The organism is Neobacillus sp. 114 (assembly GCF_030127045.1).
GTDB classification, from domain to species: Bacteria; Bacillota; Bacilli; order Bacillales; family Cytobacillaceae; genus Neobacillus; species Neobacillus rhizophilus.
Map to the genome: position 1 here is coordinate 170,001 of NZ_CP126144.1, position 17,849 is coordinate 187,849.

A 17,849-nucleotide genomic window follows, 5' to 3' on the forward strand; every position below is an offset into this window, starting at 1 on the left:
TTTTTACCAACAAAGATAGCTGTGCTTCCATAGCTCAGTAGGTAGAGCACTTCCATGGTAAGGAAGAGGTCAGCGGTTCGAGCCCGCTTGGAAGCTTACCTGATTTTTATAATAGAATATGGCCCCTTGGTCAAGCGGTTAAGACACCGCCCTTTCACGGCGGTAACACGGGTTCGAATCCCGTAGGGGTCACCATTTATTGGAGGATTAGCTCAGCTGGGAGAGCATCTGCCTTACAAGCAGAGGGTCGGCGGTTCGATCCCGTCATCCTCCACCATATTATTATGCCGGCTTAGCTCAATTGGTAGAGCAACTGACTTGTAATCAGTAGGTTGAGGGTTCAAGTCCTTTAGCCGGCACCACTTTTTGTGGAGGGGTAGCGAAGTGGCTAAACGCGGCGGACTGTAAATCCGCTCCCTCAGGGTTCGGCGGTTCGAATCCGTCCCCCTCCACCATTTATATTTTTTCGATATTTGGACAAGCTAGAAATATTACATTATTGGGCTATAGCCAAGCGGTAAGGCAACGGACTTTGACTCCGTCACTCGTAGGTTCGAATCCTGCTAGCCCAGCCAAATCAAAACATCCCTGAATTATCTTCAGAGGATTTTGCGAAAAGTACCGATAGGTAGTTTGAGCAATGATAGTGAGCCATTAGCTCAGTCGGTAGAGCATCTGACTTTTAATCAGAGGGTCGAAGGTTCGAGTCCTTCATGGCTCATAATTTTTACGAGAAACCCGGGATATTGCATCCTCGGGTTTTTATTTTTTTTAAATGACGGTTTATGAAGGACATTTTCTGTTATCCTGCATATCATTTTGTCCTTCATGGGCGTTATGAAGGACATTTGTCGTTATCCAGGATATCATTTTGTCCTTCATCGGGGTTATGAGGGACATTTTCCGTTTTCCGGCATATCATTTTGTCCTTCATCGGGGTCATGAAGGACATTTGTCGTTATCCAGGATATCATTTTGTCCTTCATCGGGGTTATGAGGGACATTTTCCGTTATCCAGGATATCATTTTGTCCTTCATCGGGGTTATGAGGGACATTTTCCGTTATCCAAGGTATCATTTTGTCCTTCATCGGGCTAATGAAGGCCATTCCCCAGTATCTAGGATTCCAAAATGTCCTTCATCAAGTGTATGAAGGGCATTTTTCGATATCAAGCTGTTGTTTTGTCCTTTATCCCATTTATTAAGAACACACGCACCAATTCCGCCAACATTTAAATGTCTCCATCCCCCCGCCCCGCGCATATATATACAAATTTCTGTCGAGTTGAGTCATCAATATGAAAGCGGTTAAAATAGAGGCATAGACAATTAGGAGGAGACATAATGAAAAAGAAACTTTCGATTATTGGAATGCCTATGGACTTGGGACAGATGCGCCGCGGGGTTGATATGGGACCAAGTGCCATTCGATATGCTGGTATCAACGAACGCCTAAAGCCATTATTTTCAGAAATCCATGACATGGGAGATATTCCAATTGGAAGACCAGAGGTTGTCGTCGATAAAGAATCCAATCTAAGAAACTTAGACCTGGTTGCAGAAAAAAATACTCTACTTTCAGAAAAGGTTGATGAGGCCGTTAATGAAGGCTGGTTCCCGCTTGTTCTTGGCGGTGATCATAGTATTGCCATCGGCACATTAGCAGGTGTGGCTAAGCATTATCAAAACCTTGGTGTCATCTGGTACGATGCCCATGGTGACCTGAATACAGCAGAAACAAGCCCATCCGGAAATATCCATGGCATGCCTCTTGCGGTCAGCATTGGCTTGGGGCACCCATTATTAACAAATATCGGCGGCTATGCACCAAAAGTAAAGCCTGAGAATGTCGTCATTATCGGAGCACGCTCCCTTGATGAAGGAGAACGGATTCTAATTAAAGAAAGAGGCATCAAGGTTTACACCATGCACGAAATCGATCGCCTGGGAATGGCAAAGGTGATGGAAGAAACAATCGCTTACCTCAAGGAAAGAACCGATGGTGTTCACCTATCGCTTGACCTCGATGGCCTAGATCCAAGCGAATGCCCAGGCGTTGGGACACCGGTAATGGGTGGAATCAGCTACCGCGAAAGCCATCTTGCTATGGAAATGCTCGAGGAATCAAAATTAATTACCTCCGCAGAATTTGTTGAGGTTAATCCTATTCTCGATGAAAAAAATAAAACCGCCTCCATCGCTGTCGGACTAATGGGGTCATTATTTGGCGAAAAACTTCTATAAAAACCACACAGCAGCTGCCGAAACAAGGGCAGCTGCTAATTTTTTTCTACAGCTGCAATTTTTACAATTCATTTATTATTCCTCCACAAAACGTTCATAATTCCAATGTAACATTACTATTAGCACCTCTATGAATTCTTTTAGCAATTTTTACTAATACTTTGTTAAAATTATAGGTATTGAGAACTTTTTTTACCTAAAACGAAACCTTTTTGCTAACGATACGTATATCGGGTAGCAGCATTGGAGCTGAGGTAATTTAATGGAAGCTATAGTAAAAAAGAGAATAAAACAAGTCATTAAAGGCGACCAAGACGCATTTGGGGAAATTGTTGAAATATATAAAAACAGTGTTTTTCAGCTTTGCTTTCGAATGCTTGGGAACCGGCATGAGGCTGAGGATGCAGCACAAGAAGCCTTCATCCGCGCCTATGTGAATATAAAATCCTTTAACCAAGATTTAAAGTTCTCCACGTGGCTTTTTCGAATTGCCACCAATCTTTGTATCGACCGGATGCGCAAAAAGAAACCGGACCATTATTTAGATGCAGAGGTGGCCGGTACGGAAGGGCTGTCGATGTATTCGCAGATTCCATCCAATACCGAACTGCCGGAAAAGGAATTAGAAAGCATGGAACTGCAGGAGACAGTTCAAAAGGAAATTTTAAAACTCCCCGAAAAATATCGGTCAGCTATCGTATTAAAATATATGGAGGATTTGTCCTTAAACGAAATAAGTGAAATTCTCGACCTTCCGGTTGGAACAGTCAAAACAAGAATTCACCGCGGACGGGAAGCGTTGAAACAACAATTAAGGTATGTGTAAAAAAAGAGGTGAAACAAGAATGTGTCCAGACCATATCATCGAACTCATGCACGAATACTTGGACGAAGAAATTGATTTAGAAAAGGAGAAGGTTTTACGACTACACCTCCAAAACTGCAAAGACTGTGAAACGATTTTTTACGAACTGAAGAAAACGATCGCTTTTGTCAAAAGCGTTTCAAATATGCAGGCCCCAGCCAATTTTACAGCCAATGTTTTGGCACGTCTGCCGAAAGAAAAGAAGAAGGTACTAATGACACGCTGGTTTAAGAATCACCCAATTCTGACGGCCGCATCCTTATTTGTTGTCTTAATGGGTGGCAGCCTGATGTCAACGTGGAATCATGAGCGGGAGTTCTCTGTGACAAAACAACGGAATTTAATTGTCAAAAACAACACGGTCATTGTCCCAAAGGGAGAAGTTGTCAAGGGGGACGTTGTCGTCCGAAATGGAACACTCAGAATAGAAGGAGAAATCCAGGGAGATGCGACTGTCATCAATGGGGAAAAGTACCTCGCTTCTGCGGGCCATGTTACGGGCGATATTGAGGTAGTAAACGAAGTGTTTGATTGGATCTGGTACCAGATGAAAAAAACAGCCAAAGACGTAGTAGGTGTTTTTGACCAGACGGAAACTAAATAAATGACAAATCACTCAAAATGGAGTGATTTGTTTTTTTAAACAGTAACATATAATAAGTACAAGTTTAGTTTGTGATATAATGTATTGGTTATATTGTTTTACTAGCAAATTTACGGAGGAAAAACCATGCCGTTTGCCGATTGGACATTCTGGAAGTATATATCGAGTACAATTGATATTGTCCTTGTCTGGTATGTCATTTATAAATTAATTAATATTATTAAAGGAACCAAAGCGGTTCAGCTTTTAAAAGGAATTTTTGTTATTCTGCTTGTGAAGGTCGCCAGTGATTTTTTCGGGCTGACCACCTTGAGTTGGATGATGGAGCAGGTCATTACCTACGGATTCCTGGCCATTATCATTATTTTTCAGCCAGAGCTTAGAAGGGCTCTTGAGCAGTTGGGAAGAGGCCGGTTTTTCTCCAGGTCAAACAATCCTGAAGATGAGGATCAGGAGAAAACAGTGGAAGCCATTATGAAAGCAACAGATTATATGGCGAAACGGAGGATTGGCGCCCTTATCTCGATTGAAAGAGAAACAGGGATGAGCGATTACATAGAAACCGGTATTGGATTAAATTCAAGAATTTCTTCTGAATTGCTGATCAATATCTTCATTCCGAATACACCGCTTCATGACGGCGCAGTCATTATCCAAAGAAATAATGTGGCGGCAGCGGCGTGTTATCTGCCTTTATCGGAAAGCCCCTTTATTTCAAAAGAATTGGGAACCCGGCATAGGGCGGCTTTAGGAATAAGCGAAGTGACGGACAGTATCACGGTTGTCGTATCGGAGGAAACGGGCGCCATCTCGCTTACCAAAAACGGTGAACTGCACCGTGATTTAAAAGCGGATGAATTTCGCGAAATACTGACAAATGAACTGCTGGATCAGCACAAAACAAAACAAGCTTCTTCAGCTCGTTGGAACTGGAGGGGAAAAAGCAATGGATAAATTAATGGATACCCCATGGTTTATAAAAATCTTGGCGCTTCTATTGGCGGTTTTGTTATACTCCTCGGTTCCGCATGCCGGGAAAGATGTTTATGTGCCTGGGGAGCAAACGAGTGAGACCATAAAAGATATTCCGGTAAAGATTTATTATGATACTGAAAATCTAGTCGTCACGGGAGTACCATATACAGTCGATGTGGACCTCAAAGGGCCGATCACGCATATTCAATCGGCCAAGGCTTTACGAAACTTTGAGGTTTATGTGGATTTAACAAATGCCAAAATAGGACGGCAGAAGGTGAATCTGAAGGTTAAGGATTTATCCGATAAATTGCAGGCTTCCATTAAGCCGAACTCCGTTTATGTAACCATACAGGAAAAAATAGCAAAGGAATTTAAGGTAGAGGCAGAGTATAACCCAGGCCAAATTGAAGATGGATATGCTGCAGGAACCCCAGCAGTGGAACCGAAAAGAGTGAAAATTACTGGAGCCAAAAGTGAAATCGATCGAATTACGTATGTTAAGGCTGTCATTGAGGAAAAAGAAAAACTGAAGGAAACCACAACAAAAACGGCTCGGATTCAGGTTCTTGATAAGGATTTAAATAAACTGGATGTAACGGTGGAACCGGAAACCGTTAAGGTCACACTTCCAATCAAAGAAACAGCTAAAACGGTACCTATCAATATAGTTAGAAAAGGTTCGCCGCCATCCGGCGTGACAATAGAATCCATCGACCTAGATACAGCGGAGGCTGTCATCACAGGGGATGAAGATATATTAAAAAATACCGAAAGTGTCAGGGTAGAAGTGGATGTTAGTAAAATAAATGATAATACGACATTGGATTTGCCTGTTATTATTTCAAATGGCATCTCGAAGGTAACCCCGCAAATGGTAAAAGCCACTGTAAAGGTGAGCAAGCAGGCGGAAACAACTGTATCCGGAGTGCCGCTTAAGATTAAAGGCTTGGGGCCTAATTTGAAAGCGGACATTACCGACCCGGCAAACAAAGTGATTAATTTAATCGTAAATGGGCCAAGCACTGCCCTAAGCGGTCTCAGACCTGAAGATTTTAACGCATATGTTGATCTCTCAAGCCTTCCGGAAGGAAATCATGAAGTGAATATTCATATTGATGGCCCGCCGAATGTTAATTATAAGCCTGATAAATCTACAGCAAAAATAACGATAACAAACAATGCTTAATTCGGAGCAATAGATATAGAAGGAGCGGATAATAGAATGGGAAAATATTTTGGAACCGACGGAGTACGTGGAGTCGCAAACAGCGAATTAACTCCGGAGCTGGCCTTTAAACTAGGCCGGTTTGGCGGATATGTGTTAACAAAAGAACATGCCCGTCCAAAGGTTTTAATTGGACGTGATACCCGGATTTCCGGGCATATGCTAGAAGGCGCCCTTGTCGCCGGTTTGCTTTCGATTGGAGCCGAAGTTATGCGCCTTGGTGTTATTTCCACACCAGGTGTTGCCTATTTGACTAAAGCTTTAGGTGCACAGGCAGGTGTTATGATTTCTGCCTCTCATAATCCTGTTGCAGATAACGGAATTAAATTTTTCGGCCCGGATGGTTTTAAACTATCCGATGAGCAGGAATTAGAAATTGAAGGTTTGATGGACCTGTCAGATGATCAGCTGCCGCGTCCGACAGGGGCCGACCTTGGTCTTGTCATGGACTATTTCGAAGGCGGACAAAAATACCTGCAATATTTAAAGAATACGGTGGACGAAGATTTTTCCGGTATCCACGTTGCCTTAGACTGCGCCCACGGTGCCACATCTTCATTGGCGATGCATTTGTTTGCTGATTTGGATGCAGATTTGTCGACGATGGGAGCAGCTCCTAATGGCTTAAATATTAATGCCGGTGTGGGTTCAACCCATCCGGAAGCGCTGGCTGCTTTGTTGAAGGAAAAAGGGGCGGACGTTGGTTTGGCCTTTGACGGCGACGGTGACCGCCTAATTGCGATTGATGAAAAAGGGAACATCGTTGATGGCGACCATATCCTTTATATCTGTGGAAAATACATGAAGGAACAGGGCCGATTAAAGCATAATACGATAGTTTCAACCGTCATGAGCAACCTTGGTTTTTATAAAGCAGTAGAAAGCCAAGCCATTCAAAGTGTCCCTACGGCAGTGGGTGACCGCTATGTTGTCGAGGAAATGAAGAAAAATAACTATAACCTTGGCGGTGAGCAATCCGGTCATATTATTTTCCTTGATTATAATACGACTGGTGATGGTTTATTAACAGGCCTGCAGTTAGTGAATATTATGAAAGCAACTCAAAAGAAGCTTTCAGAACTAGCGGCCGAAATGAAAAAATACCCGCAGAAACTTGTCAATATTAGGGTTACAGACAAACACCATGTAACCGATAATGAAAAGGTAAAAGAGATTATTGCACAGGTGGAAAGCGAAATGGCTGGAAACGGACGCATTCTTGTTCGTCCGTCAGGAACAGAACCGCTTGTCCGCGTAATGGCAGAGGCATCTTCAGAGGAGCTTTGCGAAGAATATGTGAACCGCATTGCAGCTGTTGTTAAGGCGGAAATGGGTTTAAACGAAGAATAAAATTCGCTATATGCATAAGGGAACATCTAATTTCCTTATGCATATTTTATTATGTATGGTTTAAATTTTGCCATAAAGTTTTAAGTTGACGAACCAATGCGTATCATGTACTATTAACTTGCTTTGTTTAATAAAGCAATGTTATTGGAAGGGGGGCAGCGGTAGGACAGTTGTTTTACAAAAGCGCCAGAACTAGCCGAAAGAGGGTTTGGCTAGTTGACGAGGTGGAGGATTATCGAAATGTTCGGCGGATACCTCCCGGTTGAAACGCACAACCGTCAATTTCTTCCTTAAAACACGGAGGCAACTCGGTGCACAAAGGGGAGAAAATGCACATACTAAAATAATGTTGAAAAAGGTATAGACAGATACCTATAAAAAACAGAGATAAGGGGGCAGGTACGCCTCCAAAGCTTCTTGCCCCCTATATCAGGGAGGAAAAGAATTAATATGTGCGGAATTGTTGGATATATTGGAAATCTAGATTCGAAAGAAATTTTACTAAAAGGCTTAGAAAAGCTTGAATATAGAGGCTATGATTCAGCAGGTATAGCTGTTAAAAACGAAGACGGGATTCAAATTTTTAAGGAAAAAGGCCGCATCGCTGACCTTCGTAGCATTGTCGATGAAGATGTATTGGCACACGTTGGAATTGGCCATACACGTTGGGCAACACACGGAGTTCCAAGCAGAGGAAATTCCCACCCGCATCAAAGCGCATCCGGCCGCTTTACGCTTGTTCATAACGGCGTCATCGAAAACTATGATCTGCTAAAGCACGAATATTTAGCGGATGTTTCTTTCAAAAGTGAAACCGATACAGAAGTCATTGTGCAGCTTGTCGAGAAGTTTGCAAACGAAAGCCTAAGCGTATTAGAGGCTTTCCGCAAAACATTGACACTTTTGCATGGCTCTTATGCACTAGCGCTTTTGGATGCAGAAGACAACAACACCATTTATGTAGCAAAAAATAAAAGCCCGCTGCTTGTCGGCCTAGGGGACGGCTTCAATGTAGTCGCAAGCGATGCCATGGCGATGCTCCAAGTAACCGATCAGTTTGTTGAATTAATGGATAAAGAAATCGTCATTGTAACAAAAGATGCTGTGACCATTCAAAACTTAGATGGAGAAGTCATCAGCCGTGCGCCATACACAGCCGAGCTTGATGCCAGCGATATTGAAAAGGGAACATACCCTCACTATATGTTGAAGGAAATTGATGAGCAGCCTGCTGTTGTTCGTAAAATCATTCAACATTATCAAGATGAGCAGGGCAAGCTTGTGATTGACCGCGACATCATTGATGCTGTAAACGCTTCGGACCGCGTATATATCATTGCTGCGGGGACTTCTTATCACGCTGGACTTGTGGGTAAGCAGTTCATTGAAAAAATCGCAAAGATTCCTGTTGAAGTCCATATCTCCAGCGAATTTGGCTACAATATGCCACTTTTATCTGAAAAGCCATTGTTTGTGTTCATTTCACAAAGCGGTGAGACTGCCGACAGCCGTGCCGTACTCGTTCAGGTAAAAGAAATGGGCTATCCAGCATTGACGATTACAAACGTGCCTGGATCGACATTATCACGTGAAGCGGATTATACTTTATTGCTGCATGCCGGTCCAGAAATTGCAGTAGCTTCGACTAAGGCTTATACAGCACAGCTGGCAGTTCTTGCGATTTTAGCCGATGTGACCGCGAAGAGCCGCAGTTTAGAAGTTAGCTTTGATCTGATTCATGAGCTTGGCTTAGTTGCTAATGCGATGGATGTTCTATGTGACTCTAAGGAAATACTAGAAGTCATTGCCCGTGAATTCTTCTCAGTCACACGGAATGCTTTCTTTATCGGCCGCGGCATTGACTTTTATGTTGGTTTGGAAGGTGCTTTGAAGCTTAAGGAAATTTCTTATATTCAAGCAGAGGGCTTTGCTGGCGGGGAGTTAAAGCATGGAACGATTGCCTTAATCGAGGAAGGTACTCCGGTCATTGCACTTGCCACTCAGGAAAGCGTGAATTTAAGCATTCGCGGCAATGTGAAGGAAGTTGTTGCCCGCGGCGCCAATCCATGCATTATCTCAATGAACGGACTTAACATGGACGAAGACAGCTTTGTCCTTCCAGAAGTGCACGAATTATTAACACCACTTATCTCTGTCATACCATTACAAATCCTTGCCTACTATGCAGCCCTGCACCGCGACTGCGACGTTGACAAACCACGTAACCTCGCGAAGTCGGTAACAGTGGAGTAAGGCATGGAGACGGTTCTATTGCTTCAGTTTTTGAAGCAAAAGAGCCGTCTTTTTTTGTATTTGGGCGTAACTTGATGCGGAGAAGGGTTTTACCGGTTTCCCCCCAAAAGGAGACAGAAGAACCGTCCCATACATTTGTTCTAACGCTTGCTATTTTTTTATGGGAGGATTGTTACTATCAACATGAAAAGGAAGAAGATTGTCTTCTTTTTCTCCATAGAATTGTTCCTGAATTTCTTGATTTGCCTTTTCTGTTTCGGAACTTACCTGAGAGTATCTTGCACTATAATCTTTAAATTTTTGACTTAAATATTGATTTACTTCCTTTGCCTCATTTTTGTTTTGTTCACCTTCGGACATGCTAATCCCTCTCTTACCTTTTAATTTATTTTCCCTTCTAATGTTCAATTTTTTGAAAAAATAAATTCACAGAACGCCAAGGAATATTTTAGGCCAAGTTCAGTAAAGGTTGCTTGCTCTGAAATTTATTTTTTTATCTTACTTAAATATTTATCTTTAGCAAAGGCATCATAAAAAAGAATGATGCAATTCCTAATACTAAACCTTATCCGGGAGGAATTTTTCAAATGAAAAGTTTAAAAAGAATCAGCCTATTGATGACAATTGTTGCTTTAATGATATTTGCAGCTGCGTGCGCCGGAGGAGCGAAAAAAGACACAACTAAAGATACCGGTGATAAAGCCGGAAAAGAACTTTCTGGTTCCTTGGTCGTTTCTGGCTCTTCTGCCATGCAGCCCCTTGTAGCGGCAGCGGCGGAAGAATTTATGGCTAATAATCCTAAAGTAGATATTCAAGTAAACGCTGGCGGATCTGGTACTGGTTTATCACAGGTTGCGGAAGGATCTGTTCAAATCGGAAACTCTGATGTTTTCGCGGAAGAAAAACAAGGGATTCCAGCTGACCAATTAGTGGATCATAAAGTTGCGGTTGTTGGAATCACTGCTGCAGTTAACCCAGGTGTCGGAATTAAAGACATTTCAAAAGAAAACCTTATTAAGGTTTTTACAGGCAAAATTACAAACTGGAAAGATGTTGGCGGTAAGGATCAAAAAATCGTATTAGTCAACCGCCCTGATGCTTCAGGTACTCGTGCAGTATTCAATAAATTTGCTCTTGATGGAGCAACACCTGCGGAAGGAATTACAGAAGATTCATCCAACACGGTTAAAAAAATTGTTAATGAAACCGCTGGTGCAGTTGGTTATTTAGCTTTCTCATACTTTACAGATGATAAAGTAACTCCACTATCTATAGATGGCGTTGAACCAACAGATGAAAATGTCCAATCAGGCAAATTTCCAGTTTGGGCGTACGAACACTCTTATACCAAGGGTGAACCAAGCGGTGCAACAAAAGCATTTTTGGACTATTTAATGTCTGCTGATGTTCAAAACAAGTTATTAAAAGAGCAGGGCTATTTACCTGTAACAAAAATGAAGGTACAACGTGACGCGAAAGGTAATCAAACAAACAAATAGGTCGTATGTAGCAGTTAAAGGGTAAATGTGTCACCACATTTACCCTTATGACGTAGTTTTAGGGGGTTGGTGCAATATGGAAAAAGCGAGTTCTGCAAAAGATAGGCTGCTGAAGTCCGGCCAAGATTGGCTGGGTGGGGAATTTAGGGGAAAGGCCTTGGTCATCTTATGTGCTGTCATTATGATTTCTGCCACTATTGCCATTACGATATTTCTAGGGACAAAAGGGCTCCAATCCTTTATAAAAGATGGTATCAGCCTTATCGAATTCATAACTAGTAAGACTTGGAATCCTACGGATAAGGCTAATCCGAAATATGGTACACTGCCGTTTATTTTTGGCTCATTTGCCGTCACCTTTCTCTCGGCACTTGTTGCAGCGCCATTAGGGATTGGCGGGGCCATCTTTATGACAGAAATTGCCCCATCCTGGGGAAGAAAAATATTACAACCTGTGATTGAGTTGTTAGTTGGAATTCCTTCGGTTGTTTATGGGTTCATCGGGCTTTCCGTATTAGTCCCTTTTATCCGGGAAAATATAGGAGGACTTGGATTCAGCCTGCTATCCGGAACTATTGTTCTTTCCATTATGATTTTGCCAACAGTAACATCCATCGCTACCGATGCAATGGGTTCTCTGCCAGGGGTATTAAGAGAAGGTTCTTTTGCCTTGGGTGCCACCCGTTGGCAAACCATCAAAAAAGTACTTATTCCTGCTGCCATGCCATCACTGCTGACGGCCATCGTACTAGGAATGGCGAGAGCATTTGGTGAAGCGTTGGCAGTTCAAATGGTCATCGGAAACGTGAAAAATTTGCCTTCAAGCTTATTGGATGCTTCTGCCACGTTAACAACCATTATTACGTTAAACATGGGTCATACTACATATGGAAGTGTGGAAAATAATACCCTTTGGTCGATGGGATTGATCCTATTAGTCATGTCGTTCGCATTTATTCTCCTCATTCGTTATTTATCAGCAAGGAGGAAATTGTAATGAATACGAAAACCGCTGACCGAATAGCTACTGGTGTGTTCTATTGCATAGCACTTATTATCATTGCAATTCTTGTTAGTCTTTTTTACTATATTTTGGTTAACGGATTAAAAAATATATCGCTTGATTTCCTAACAACTCCCTCAAGCAACGTAAGAGCTGGAGGGGGAATCCGTGACCAATTGTTCAATTCCTTGTATGTTTTGGTCATTACGATGGTAATTGCCGTCCCATTAGGGTTGGGCGGAGGAATTTATATGGCGGAATATGCTAAACCTGGAAAGATTACTGATACTATTCGTTCTTGTATCGAAGTTCTAGCCTCTCTGCCTTCAATTGTGATTGGAATGTTTGGTTTATTGATGTTTGTTAATTTAACTGGATGGGGTTATACGATTTTAGGGGGGGCATTAGCTCTTACCGTATTCAATCTGCCAGTCATTGTGCGGGTGAGTGAGGATGCGATTCGGTCTGTTCCCCGGGAGTTAAAAGAGGCCAGCCTTGCATTAGGGATTACTCATTGGCACACCATTAAAACGGTAATTTTGCCTAGTGCATTTCCCACGATTTTAACCGGTATCATCCTTGCTTCGGGCCGTGTATTTGGGGAAGCAGCGGCATTATTATTTACTGCCGGCTTGTCTACACCAAGACTTGATTATGCAAACTGGAACCCCTTTTCTGCCACATCCCCATTAAATATTTTTCGTCCGGCGGAGACCTTGGCAGTACACATTTGGGCTGTCAATACTCAAGGCTTAATTCCTGATGTGGAAGAGGTCTCAAGCGGTGCGGCTGCAGTTTTAGTCCTTTCCGTATTAATTTTTAATTTATTGGCAAGATGGATTGGAAGTTTGATTCATCGCAAAATCACGGCAACTAAATAAAAGCAGGTGAAAAAACATGGCGACAGCAATGAAGCAAAGACCAGCCGAAACAGACTTGATTCAAAGTAAAGAAAATCAGCAACAAAATATGGTTTTGCATGTTAAAAACTTAGAAATTTTCTATGGAGAAAAACGAGCTGTTAATGGAATATCAATGGATATTGAGAAAAATTCAGTAACTGCCCTTATAGGTCCGTCTGGATGCGGTAAATCGACATTTTTGCGCAGTATTAACAGAATGAATGATTTGATACCCGGAGCAAGGGCAGAAGGGGAAATTATCTATGATGACCTAAATATATTATCAGAGCAAATAAATGTTGTAGCGTTACGGAAAGAAATCGGGATGGTCTTTCAAAAGCCGAATCCATTTCCAAAATCCATTTATGATAATATCACCCACGCTTTGAAGTTTGCAGGCATCAGAAAGAAAAGCAAGCTTGATGAAATCGTTGAGGAGAGTCTTCAGAAAGCAGCATTATGGGAGGAAGTAAAAGATCGTCTGCATAAATCCGCATTATCACTGTCTGGAGGGCAGCAGCAACGTCTCTGTATTGCTCGGACGATCGCTATGAAGCCAACTGTCATGCTCCTTGACGAGCCATCTTCAGCGCTGGATCCTATCTCGAATGCCAAGGTTGAGGATCTTATCGTGGAGTTGAAAAAGGACTATTCAATCATAATTGTTACTCATAATATGCAGCAAGCGTCTCGTATTTCTGATAAAACAGCCTTCTTCCTGAGCGGTGATTTGATAGAATATGACATCACAGATACGATATTTACGAATCCATCTGTCAAAAAAACAGAGGAATATATCTCGGGAAGATTCGGATAAGGGGGGAATGGTGTGACGTTTGCAACCTTAACCAGGAATGTATTTGATATAAAGGACCTTAATTTATGGTATGGTGAACATCATGCATTAAAGAATATTAATTTTCCGATTATCAAAAAAGAGGTCACAGCTATGATTGGTCCTTCCGGGTGTGGGAAGTCAACCTTTGTAAAGACGTTGAACTTGATGATTAATTATGTTTCGAATGTTAAGATGACGGGAGAAATCAATTTTAATGGCCACAATATATTAAATGAAAAATTGGACTTGGTAGAATTGCGGAAAAAGGTTGGAATGGTCTTTCAAAAAGGAAATCCCTTTCCACAGTCAATTTATGATAATGTCGCTTACGGACCCAGAATCCATGGAATCAAAAAAAAGAAGCATCTGGATGAGATTGTCACGAAATCATTGATGAACGTTGCTTTGTGGGATGAGGTGAAGGACAGGTTACATGCACCTGCTCTCGGGCTTTCGGGCGGCCAGCAGCAAAGGCTGTGTATTGCCAGGGCTCTTGCTACAAAACCAGAGGTCTTATTAATGGATGAGCCAACATCGGCCCTTGATCCCATTTCCACCTTGAAAATTGAAGAATTAATTTTGGAACTAAAGGAAAAATATACGATTGTCATTGTGACGCACAATATGCAGCAAGCCTCAAGGGTGTCGGATAAAACAGCTTTCTTTTTAATGGGAGAATTAATTGAACTCGATGAAACTTCAAAGATTTTCTCGAACCCAAGGGATGAACGGACTGAAGGGTATATTACAGGGAGATTTGGATAATAGGGGTGACAATAGTGAATACAAGGTCAAAATTCGATAGTCATTTAAAAGAATTAAAAGATATGCTGATGGAAATGGCCCGCAAATCGGAAAATGCCATTAAGGAAAGTATTAATGCCCTAATAAATCAAGATATTGATAAATCAAATGAGATTATTCAAAATGATACAATCATCGATGATTTGGAACATGAAATTAATAATAAAGCCATTATCCTAATTGCAAAGGAATCTCCCGTAGCAAGGGATCTCCGGAAAATCATTGTCGCTCTAAAAATATCATCAGAGGTCGAACGTATTGCTGATAATGCTGTTAATATTGCAAAATCAACGGTACATATCGGCAAAGAAAAACATATTAAAGAAATAATAGACATTCCGATTATGATGAATCTTGCATTGGAGATGCTAAGTGATTCTTTAAACGCCTTCCTCTCGGAAGATGTCGAACTGGCAAAGACGTGTGCAAAGAAAGACGATAAGGTCGATGAAATGTATGGAAAACTTATAAAAGAGCTTATGGGATATGTACAGAAATATCCTGATCATATTAATCAAATTAATCAGTTAGCATTTGTATGCAGATATATCGAAAGGATTGCGGACCACTCAACCAATATTGGTGAGCATGTTATTTACCTTGTGACCGGAGAACGTTATGATTTAAATGCTTAAGATTGTTCATTAGAATGATGATAGAGCTAATGAATATGTCTAATACCTGATAATTTAATTGAAAAGGACTTTTGCTTTTCATCCTTTAAAAAAAGGACTTGTTCTTTTAAATTAACACCGCAAACTTTACCTTTCAGTATCTTCAAAGTTCCATTTGTATCATAATCAATAGTAATCATGCGATTGTTAGTAAACTGTCTTAAAAACATGGATATCCTCCTTTTATGTTGAAATTGTTTTTCATGCTTATTGTAAAATCGGTTTATTAAGTCAGTATGAAAGATGTGTAAAAGATCTTTATGTTTTAGTTGAAGTTTCTAAATATATAAAAAGGACGTTCAAGTAAAAAGTTATACTTGGCGTCTTTTTTTAGATCCAAAAAAGAATAGTAAATTCATCAGATTGGCGAGAAAGGGTATTTTTCTCGGCAATTTTTTATTTTGTCAAAACCTGAATTATCCAATTTTTATTAATCATCCCTGCTAACAGGCCTGTTGATTTCCGCTCCGGGCACTCGCTTTCCGCGGGGAGGTCCTAGAGCCTCCTCGGCGCTTTGGCGCCTGTGGGGTCTCCAGTGACCTCTATATCCCGCAGGAGTCGAGTGCCCTCCTCTCCAATCAACAGACTTGTTGAAAAAGCCTTTTATTAATTACGCTATAACAAATTAACACGGAGAATCATTAAAGAAAATGGATAAAAAAAGGCTATCGATAGTTTCTCGACAGCCTGAAGAATTGTAAATTCATGATTCTCATTATTTAACTTATCTTTACATAACCTTTACAACCAATTAAAACCACGTTAATACTTTTGGACTATCTTTATATGTGTAAGGCAAATAAATATAATCAAACTTCCTGAGGAGGAACCAACGCAATGAAAAGCTTGAAAAAATTAAGCCTTCTTACATTATTTGCAGCATTAATGGTCATCATGGCAGCTTGTGGAGGCAGTGCTTCAACAGATAAGAAAGAGGAAAATACTAGCAAGGAAAAACCTAAAACTGAAGAAGTGAAAGAACTTTCCGGTTCATTAGTTGTTTCTGGTTCGTCTGCGATGCAGCCATTAGTAGCAGCGGCAGCTGAAGAATTCATGGCAAAAAATCCAAAAGTTGATATTCAAGTAAATGCAGGCGGATCTGGTACAGGCTTATCTCAAGTATCTGAAGGATCTGTTCAAATTGGTAACTCTGACGTTTTTGCTGAAGAAAAAATTCCTGATAAAGCAAGTGAACTTAAAGATCATAAAGTAGCTGTTGTAGGTATGACTGCTGCTGTTAACCCTAAAGTTGGAATTAAAGATATTAAAAAAGATGACTTAATCAAAGTATTCACTGGTAAAATCACAAACTGGAAAGAACTTGGCGGGAAAGATCAAAAAATCGTTCTTGTAAACCGTCCTGACTCTTCAGGTACTCGTGCTATTTTCAATAAGTTTGCTCTTGACGGTGCAACACCTGCTGAAGGCGTGACTGAGGATTCTTCAAACACTGTTAAAAAGATTATTAGCGAAACAGACGGTGCTATTGGCTACCTTGCATTCTCTTACTTCACTGATGATACTGTAACTCCACTTGCAATCGATGGCGTTGAAGCAACTGCAGAAAACGTTCAATCTGGTAAATTCCCAGTGTGGGCATACCAGCACTCATATACTAAAGGTGAGCCAACAGAAATTGCAAAAGCATTCCTTGACTACCTAATGAGTGACGATGTTCAAACAACTTTATTGAAAGAACAAGGTTACCTTCCTGTAACGAAAATGAAAGTAGAACGTGACGCTGAAGGAAAACAAAAAAATCTATAATGATTGACAAAAAAGGTAAATGCACTAGCATTTACCTTTTTTAATATTTAATGAACTAAAAAAGCATCCTAACTATGCTTTTCAGGGTGTCGAGAAACTATCGATAGCCATTTTTTTATCCACTTTCATTAACGATTAACCGCGTTAATTCGTTTCAATGTTATTAATAAAAGGCTTTTCAACAAGTCTGTTGATTGGCGCTCCAGGCACTTCGCGCACCTTAGGGCGTGACGGGGAGCCTCCTCGTCGCTTCGCTCCTGCGGGGTCTCCCCTGCCCCGTACTCCCGCAGGAGTCTTCGTGCCTTCCGCGCCAATCAACAGGTGTATTCAATAAAGTCCTTCAACTCCAATAAAATAAGCCAAAAGAGTATAGCCAAAGCCAAAGTGAATATGAATGACCACCTTCTTCGTTTGACAAATATATTGATTTCTCTTTTCTTCTTGAAAAAGTTCGACCTTTTTATAGTGAGGACAAAGGCCGCCCATACGATCCCCTCATTCTTTTTAAAATGATAAACAGGCTCTTCTTACTGCAGCCTGCCAAAATATGAAAAAGATTGCAACACACTTATCAAGGATGGAAAATGTGTGTTGCATAATTTAGGTTGATTTGCCTCCCTGTTTATTGGAGTGGAGGGCACTCGACTCCTGCGGGATATAGAGGTCACTGGAGACCCCAAGGCGCCAAAGCGCCGAGGAGGCTCCAGGAGCTCCCCGCGGAAAGCGAGTGCCCGGAGCGGAAATCAACAGGCCTGTTAGCAGGGATAATCAATAAAAATTTGGTAATTTAGGTTTGGACAAAATAAAAATTGCCGATAAAAATAACCTTTCTCGACAATTTGA

The 17,849-nt window shown here is 41.3% G+C and carries 16 protein-coding genes, 7 tRNA genes and 1 pseudogene; 22 read left to right on the forward strand and 2 right to left on the reverse strand.

Annotation, left to right across the window (positions count from 1 at the left end; all coding sequences use genetic code 11):
* The first annotated feature begins 23 nt into the window (after positions 1-23).
* From QNN06_RS00940 to glmS, 14 genes are all read left to right on the forward strand, one after another.
* Positions 24-96, forward strand: a tRNA-Thr gene (locus QNN06_RS00940).
* A gap of 24 nt (positions 97-120) precedes the next feature.
* Positions 121-195, forward strand: a tRNA-Glu gene (locus tag QNN06_RS00945).
* Positions 196-201: 6 nt separating this feature from the next.
* Positions 202-277, forward strand: a tRNA-Val gene (locus QNN06_RS00950).
* A gap of 9 nt (positions 278-286) precedes the next feature.
* Positions 287-362, forward strand: a tRNA-Thr gene (locus QNN06_RS00955).
* A gap of 8 nt (positions 363-370) precedes the next feature.
* Positions 371-455: transfer RNA gene (locus QNN06_RS00960), tRNA-Tyr, on the forward strand.
* Positions 456-500: 45 nt separating this feature from the next.
* A tRNA-Gln gene (locus tag QNN06_RS00965) sits at positions 501-575 on the forward strand.
* Positions 576-648: 73 nt separating this feature from the next.
* A tRNA-Lys gene (locus QNN06_RS00970) sits at positions 649-721 on the forward strand.
* A 623-nt stretch (positions 722-1,344) separates the two neighbouring features.
* Positions 1,345-2,244, forward strand: coding sequence for an arginase (gene rocF / locus QNN06_RS00975; protein ID WP_217037428.1), 900 nt, complete (start codon positions 1,345-1,347; stop codon positions 2,242-2,244).
* A gap of 262 nt (positions 2,245-2,506) precedes the next feature.
* Positions 2,507-3,070, forward strand: coding sequence for an RNA polymerase sigma factor SigW (sigW, locus tag QNN06_RS00980; RefSeq protein ID WP_213120988.1), 564 nt, complete (start codon positions 2,507-2,509; stop codon positions 3,068-3,070).
* Positions 3,071-3,089: 19 nt separating this feature from the next.
* Positions 3,090-3,713 (forward strand): anti-sigma factor family protein, encoded by a 624-nt coding sequence (locus tag QNN06_RS00985; protein WP_213120987.1) that lies wholly within the window; start codon positions 3,090-3,092, stop codon positions 3,711-3,713.
* A gap of 126 nt (positions 3,714-3,839) precedes the next feature.
* Complete coding sequence (cdaA, locus tag QNN06_RS00990; RefSeq protein WP_213120986.1) at positions 3,840-4,667, forward strand: diadenylate cyclase CdaA; 828 nt, start codon at positions 3,840-3,842, stop codon at positions 4,665-4,667.
* Positions 4,660-5,877, forward strand: a complete 1,218-nt coding sequence (locus QNN06_RS00995) for a CdaR family protein (protein ID WP_217037429.1) — start codon at positions 4,660-4,662, stop codon at positions 5,875-5,877. Before cdaA ends, QNN06_RS00995 begins: the two co-directional genes overlap by 8 nt.
* 36 nt (positions 5,878-5,913) lie before the next feature.
* Positions 5,914-7,266, forward strand: a complete 1,353-nt coding sequence (gene glmM / locus QNN06_RS01000; protein ID WP_213120984.1) for a phosphoglucosamine mutase — start codon at positions 5,914-5,916, stop codon at positions 7,264-7,266.
* A 450-nt stretch (positions 7,267-7,716) separates the two neighbouring features.
* The gene (gene glmS / locus QNN06_RS01005; RefSeq protein ID WP_284036759.1) at positions 7,717-9,519 is read left to right on the forward strand and encodes a glutamine--fructose-6-phosphate transaminase (isomerizing); all 1,803 of its coding nucleotides are present in this window, start codon (positions 7,717-7,719) and stop codon (positions 9,517-9,519) included.
* Between the two features lie 150 nt (positions 9,520-9,669).
* On the opposite strand, the gene QNN06_RS01010 is transcribed toward glmS, so the two are convergent.
* Entirely contained in the window at positions 9,670-9,879 is a 210-nt protein-coding gene (locus QNN06_RS01010; protein ID WP_284036760.1) for a hypothetical protein, read from the reverse strand.
* A gap of 227 nt (positions 9,880-10,106) precedes the next feature.
* Here QNN06_RS01010 and QNN06_RS01015 point away from each other — a divergent pair, with 227 nt between their 5' ends.
* From QNN06_RS01015 to phoU, 6 genes are all read left to right on the forward strand, one after another.
* Entirely contained in the window at positions 10,107-11,018 is a 912-nt protein-coding gene (locus tag QNN06_RS01015) for a phosphate ABC transporter substrate-binding protein (protein ID WP_284036761.1), read from the forward strand.
* Positions 11,019-11,094: 76 nt separating this feature from the next.
* Complete coding sequence (pstC, locus tag QNN06_RS01020) at positions 11,095-12,015, forward strand: phosphate ABC transporter permease subunit PstC (protein WP_284036762.1); 921 nt, start codon at positions 11,095-11,097, stop codon at positions 12,013-12,015.
* Positions 12,015-12,902 (forward strand): phosphate ABC transporter permease PstA, encoded by an 888-nt coding sequence (gene pstA, locus QNN06_RS01025; RefSeq protein WP_213120979.1) that lies wholly within the window; start codon positions 12,015-12,017, stop codon positions 12,900-12,902. Before pstC ends, pstA begins: the two co-directional genes overlap by 1 nt.
* Before the next feature lie 28 nt (positions 12,903-12,930).
* Entirely contained in the window at positions 12,931-13,740 is an 810-nt protein-coding gene (gene pstB, locus QNN06_RS01030) for a phosphate ABC transporter ATP-binding protein PstB (protein WP_213120991.1), read from the forward strand.
* Between the two features lie 12 nt (positions 13,741-13,752).
* Positions 13,753-14,526: a phosphate ABC transporter ATP-binding protein PstB gene (gene pstB, locus QNN06_RS01035; RefSeq protein ID WP_213148173.1), complete on the forward strand. Its 774-nt coding sequence runs from the start codon at positions 13,753-13,755 to the stop codon at positions 14,524-14,526.
* Between the two features lie 14 nt (positions 14,527-14,540).
* Positions 14,541-15,200: a phosphate signaling complex protein PhoU gene (phoU, locus tag QNN06_RS01040; protein WP_284036763.1), complete on the forward strand. Its 660-nt coding sequence runs from the start codon at positions 14,541-14,543 to the stop codon at positions 15,198-15,200.
* Between the two features lie 26 nt (positions 15,201-15,226).
* Here phoU and QNN06_RS01045 read toward each other — a convergent pair whose 3' ends face one another.
* Positions 15,227-15,409, reverse strand: coding sequence for a hypothetical protein (locus QNN06_RS01045; protein WP_213120976.1), 183 nt, complete (start codon positions 15,407-15,409; stop codon positions 15,227-15,229).
* Positions 15,410-16,076: 667 nt separating this feature from the next.
* Here QNN06_RS01045 and QNN06_RS01050 point away from each other — a divergent pair.
* Together QNN06_RS01050 and QNN06_RS31315 are read left to right on the forward strand one after the other, a co-directional pair.
* Positions 16,077-17,006 (forward strand): phosphate ABC transporter substrate-binding protein, encoded by a 930-nt coding sequence (locus tag QNN06_RS01050; protein ID WP_213120975.1) that lies wholly within the window; start codon positions 16,077-16,079, stop codon positions 17,004-17,006.
* A 413-nt stretch (positions 17,007-17,419) separates the two neighbouring features.
* Positions 17,420-17,521, forward strand: a pseudogene (locus QNN06_RS31315) (hypothetical protein); the annotation flags it as partial.
* Positions 17,522-17,849 lie beyond the last annotated feature (328 nt).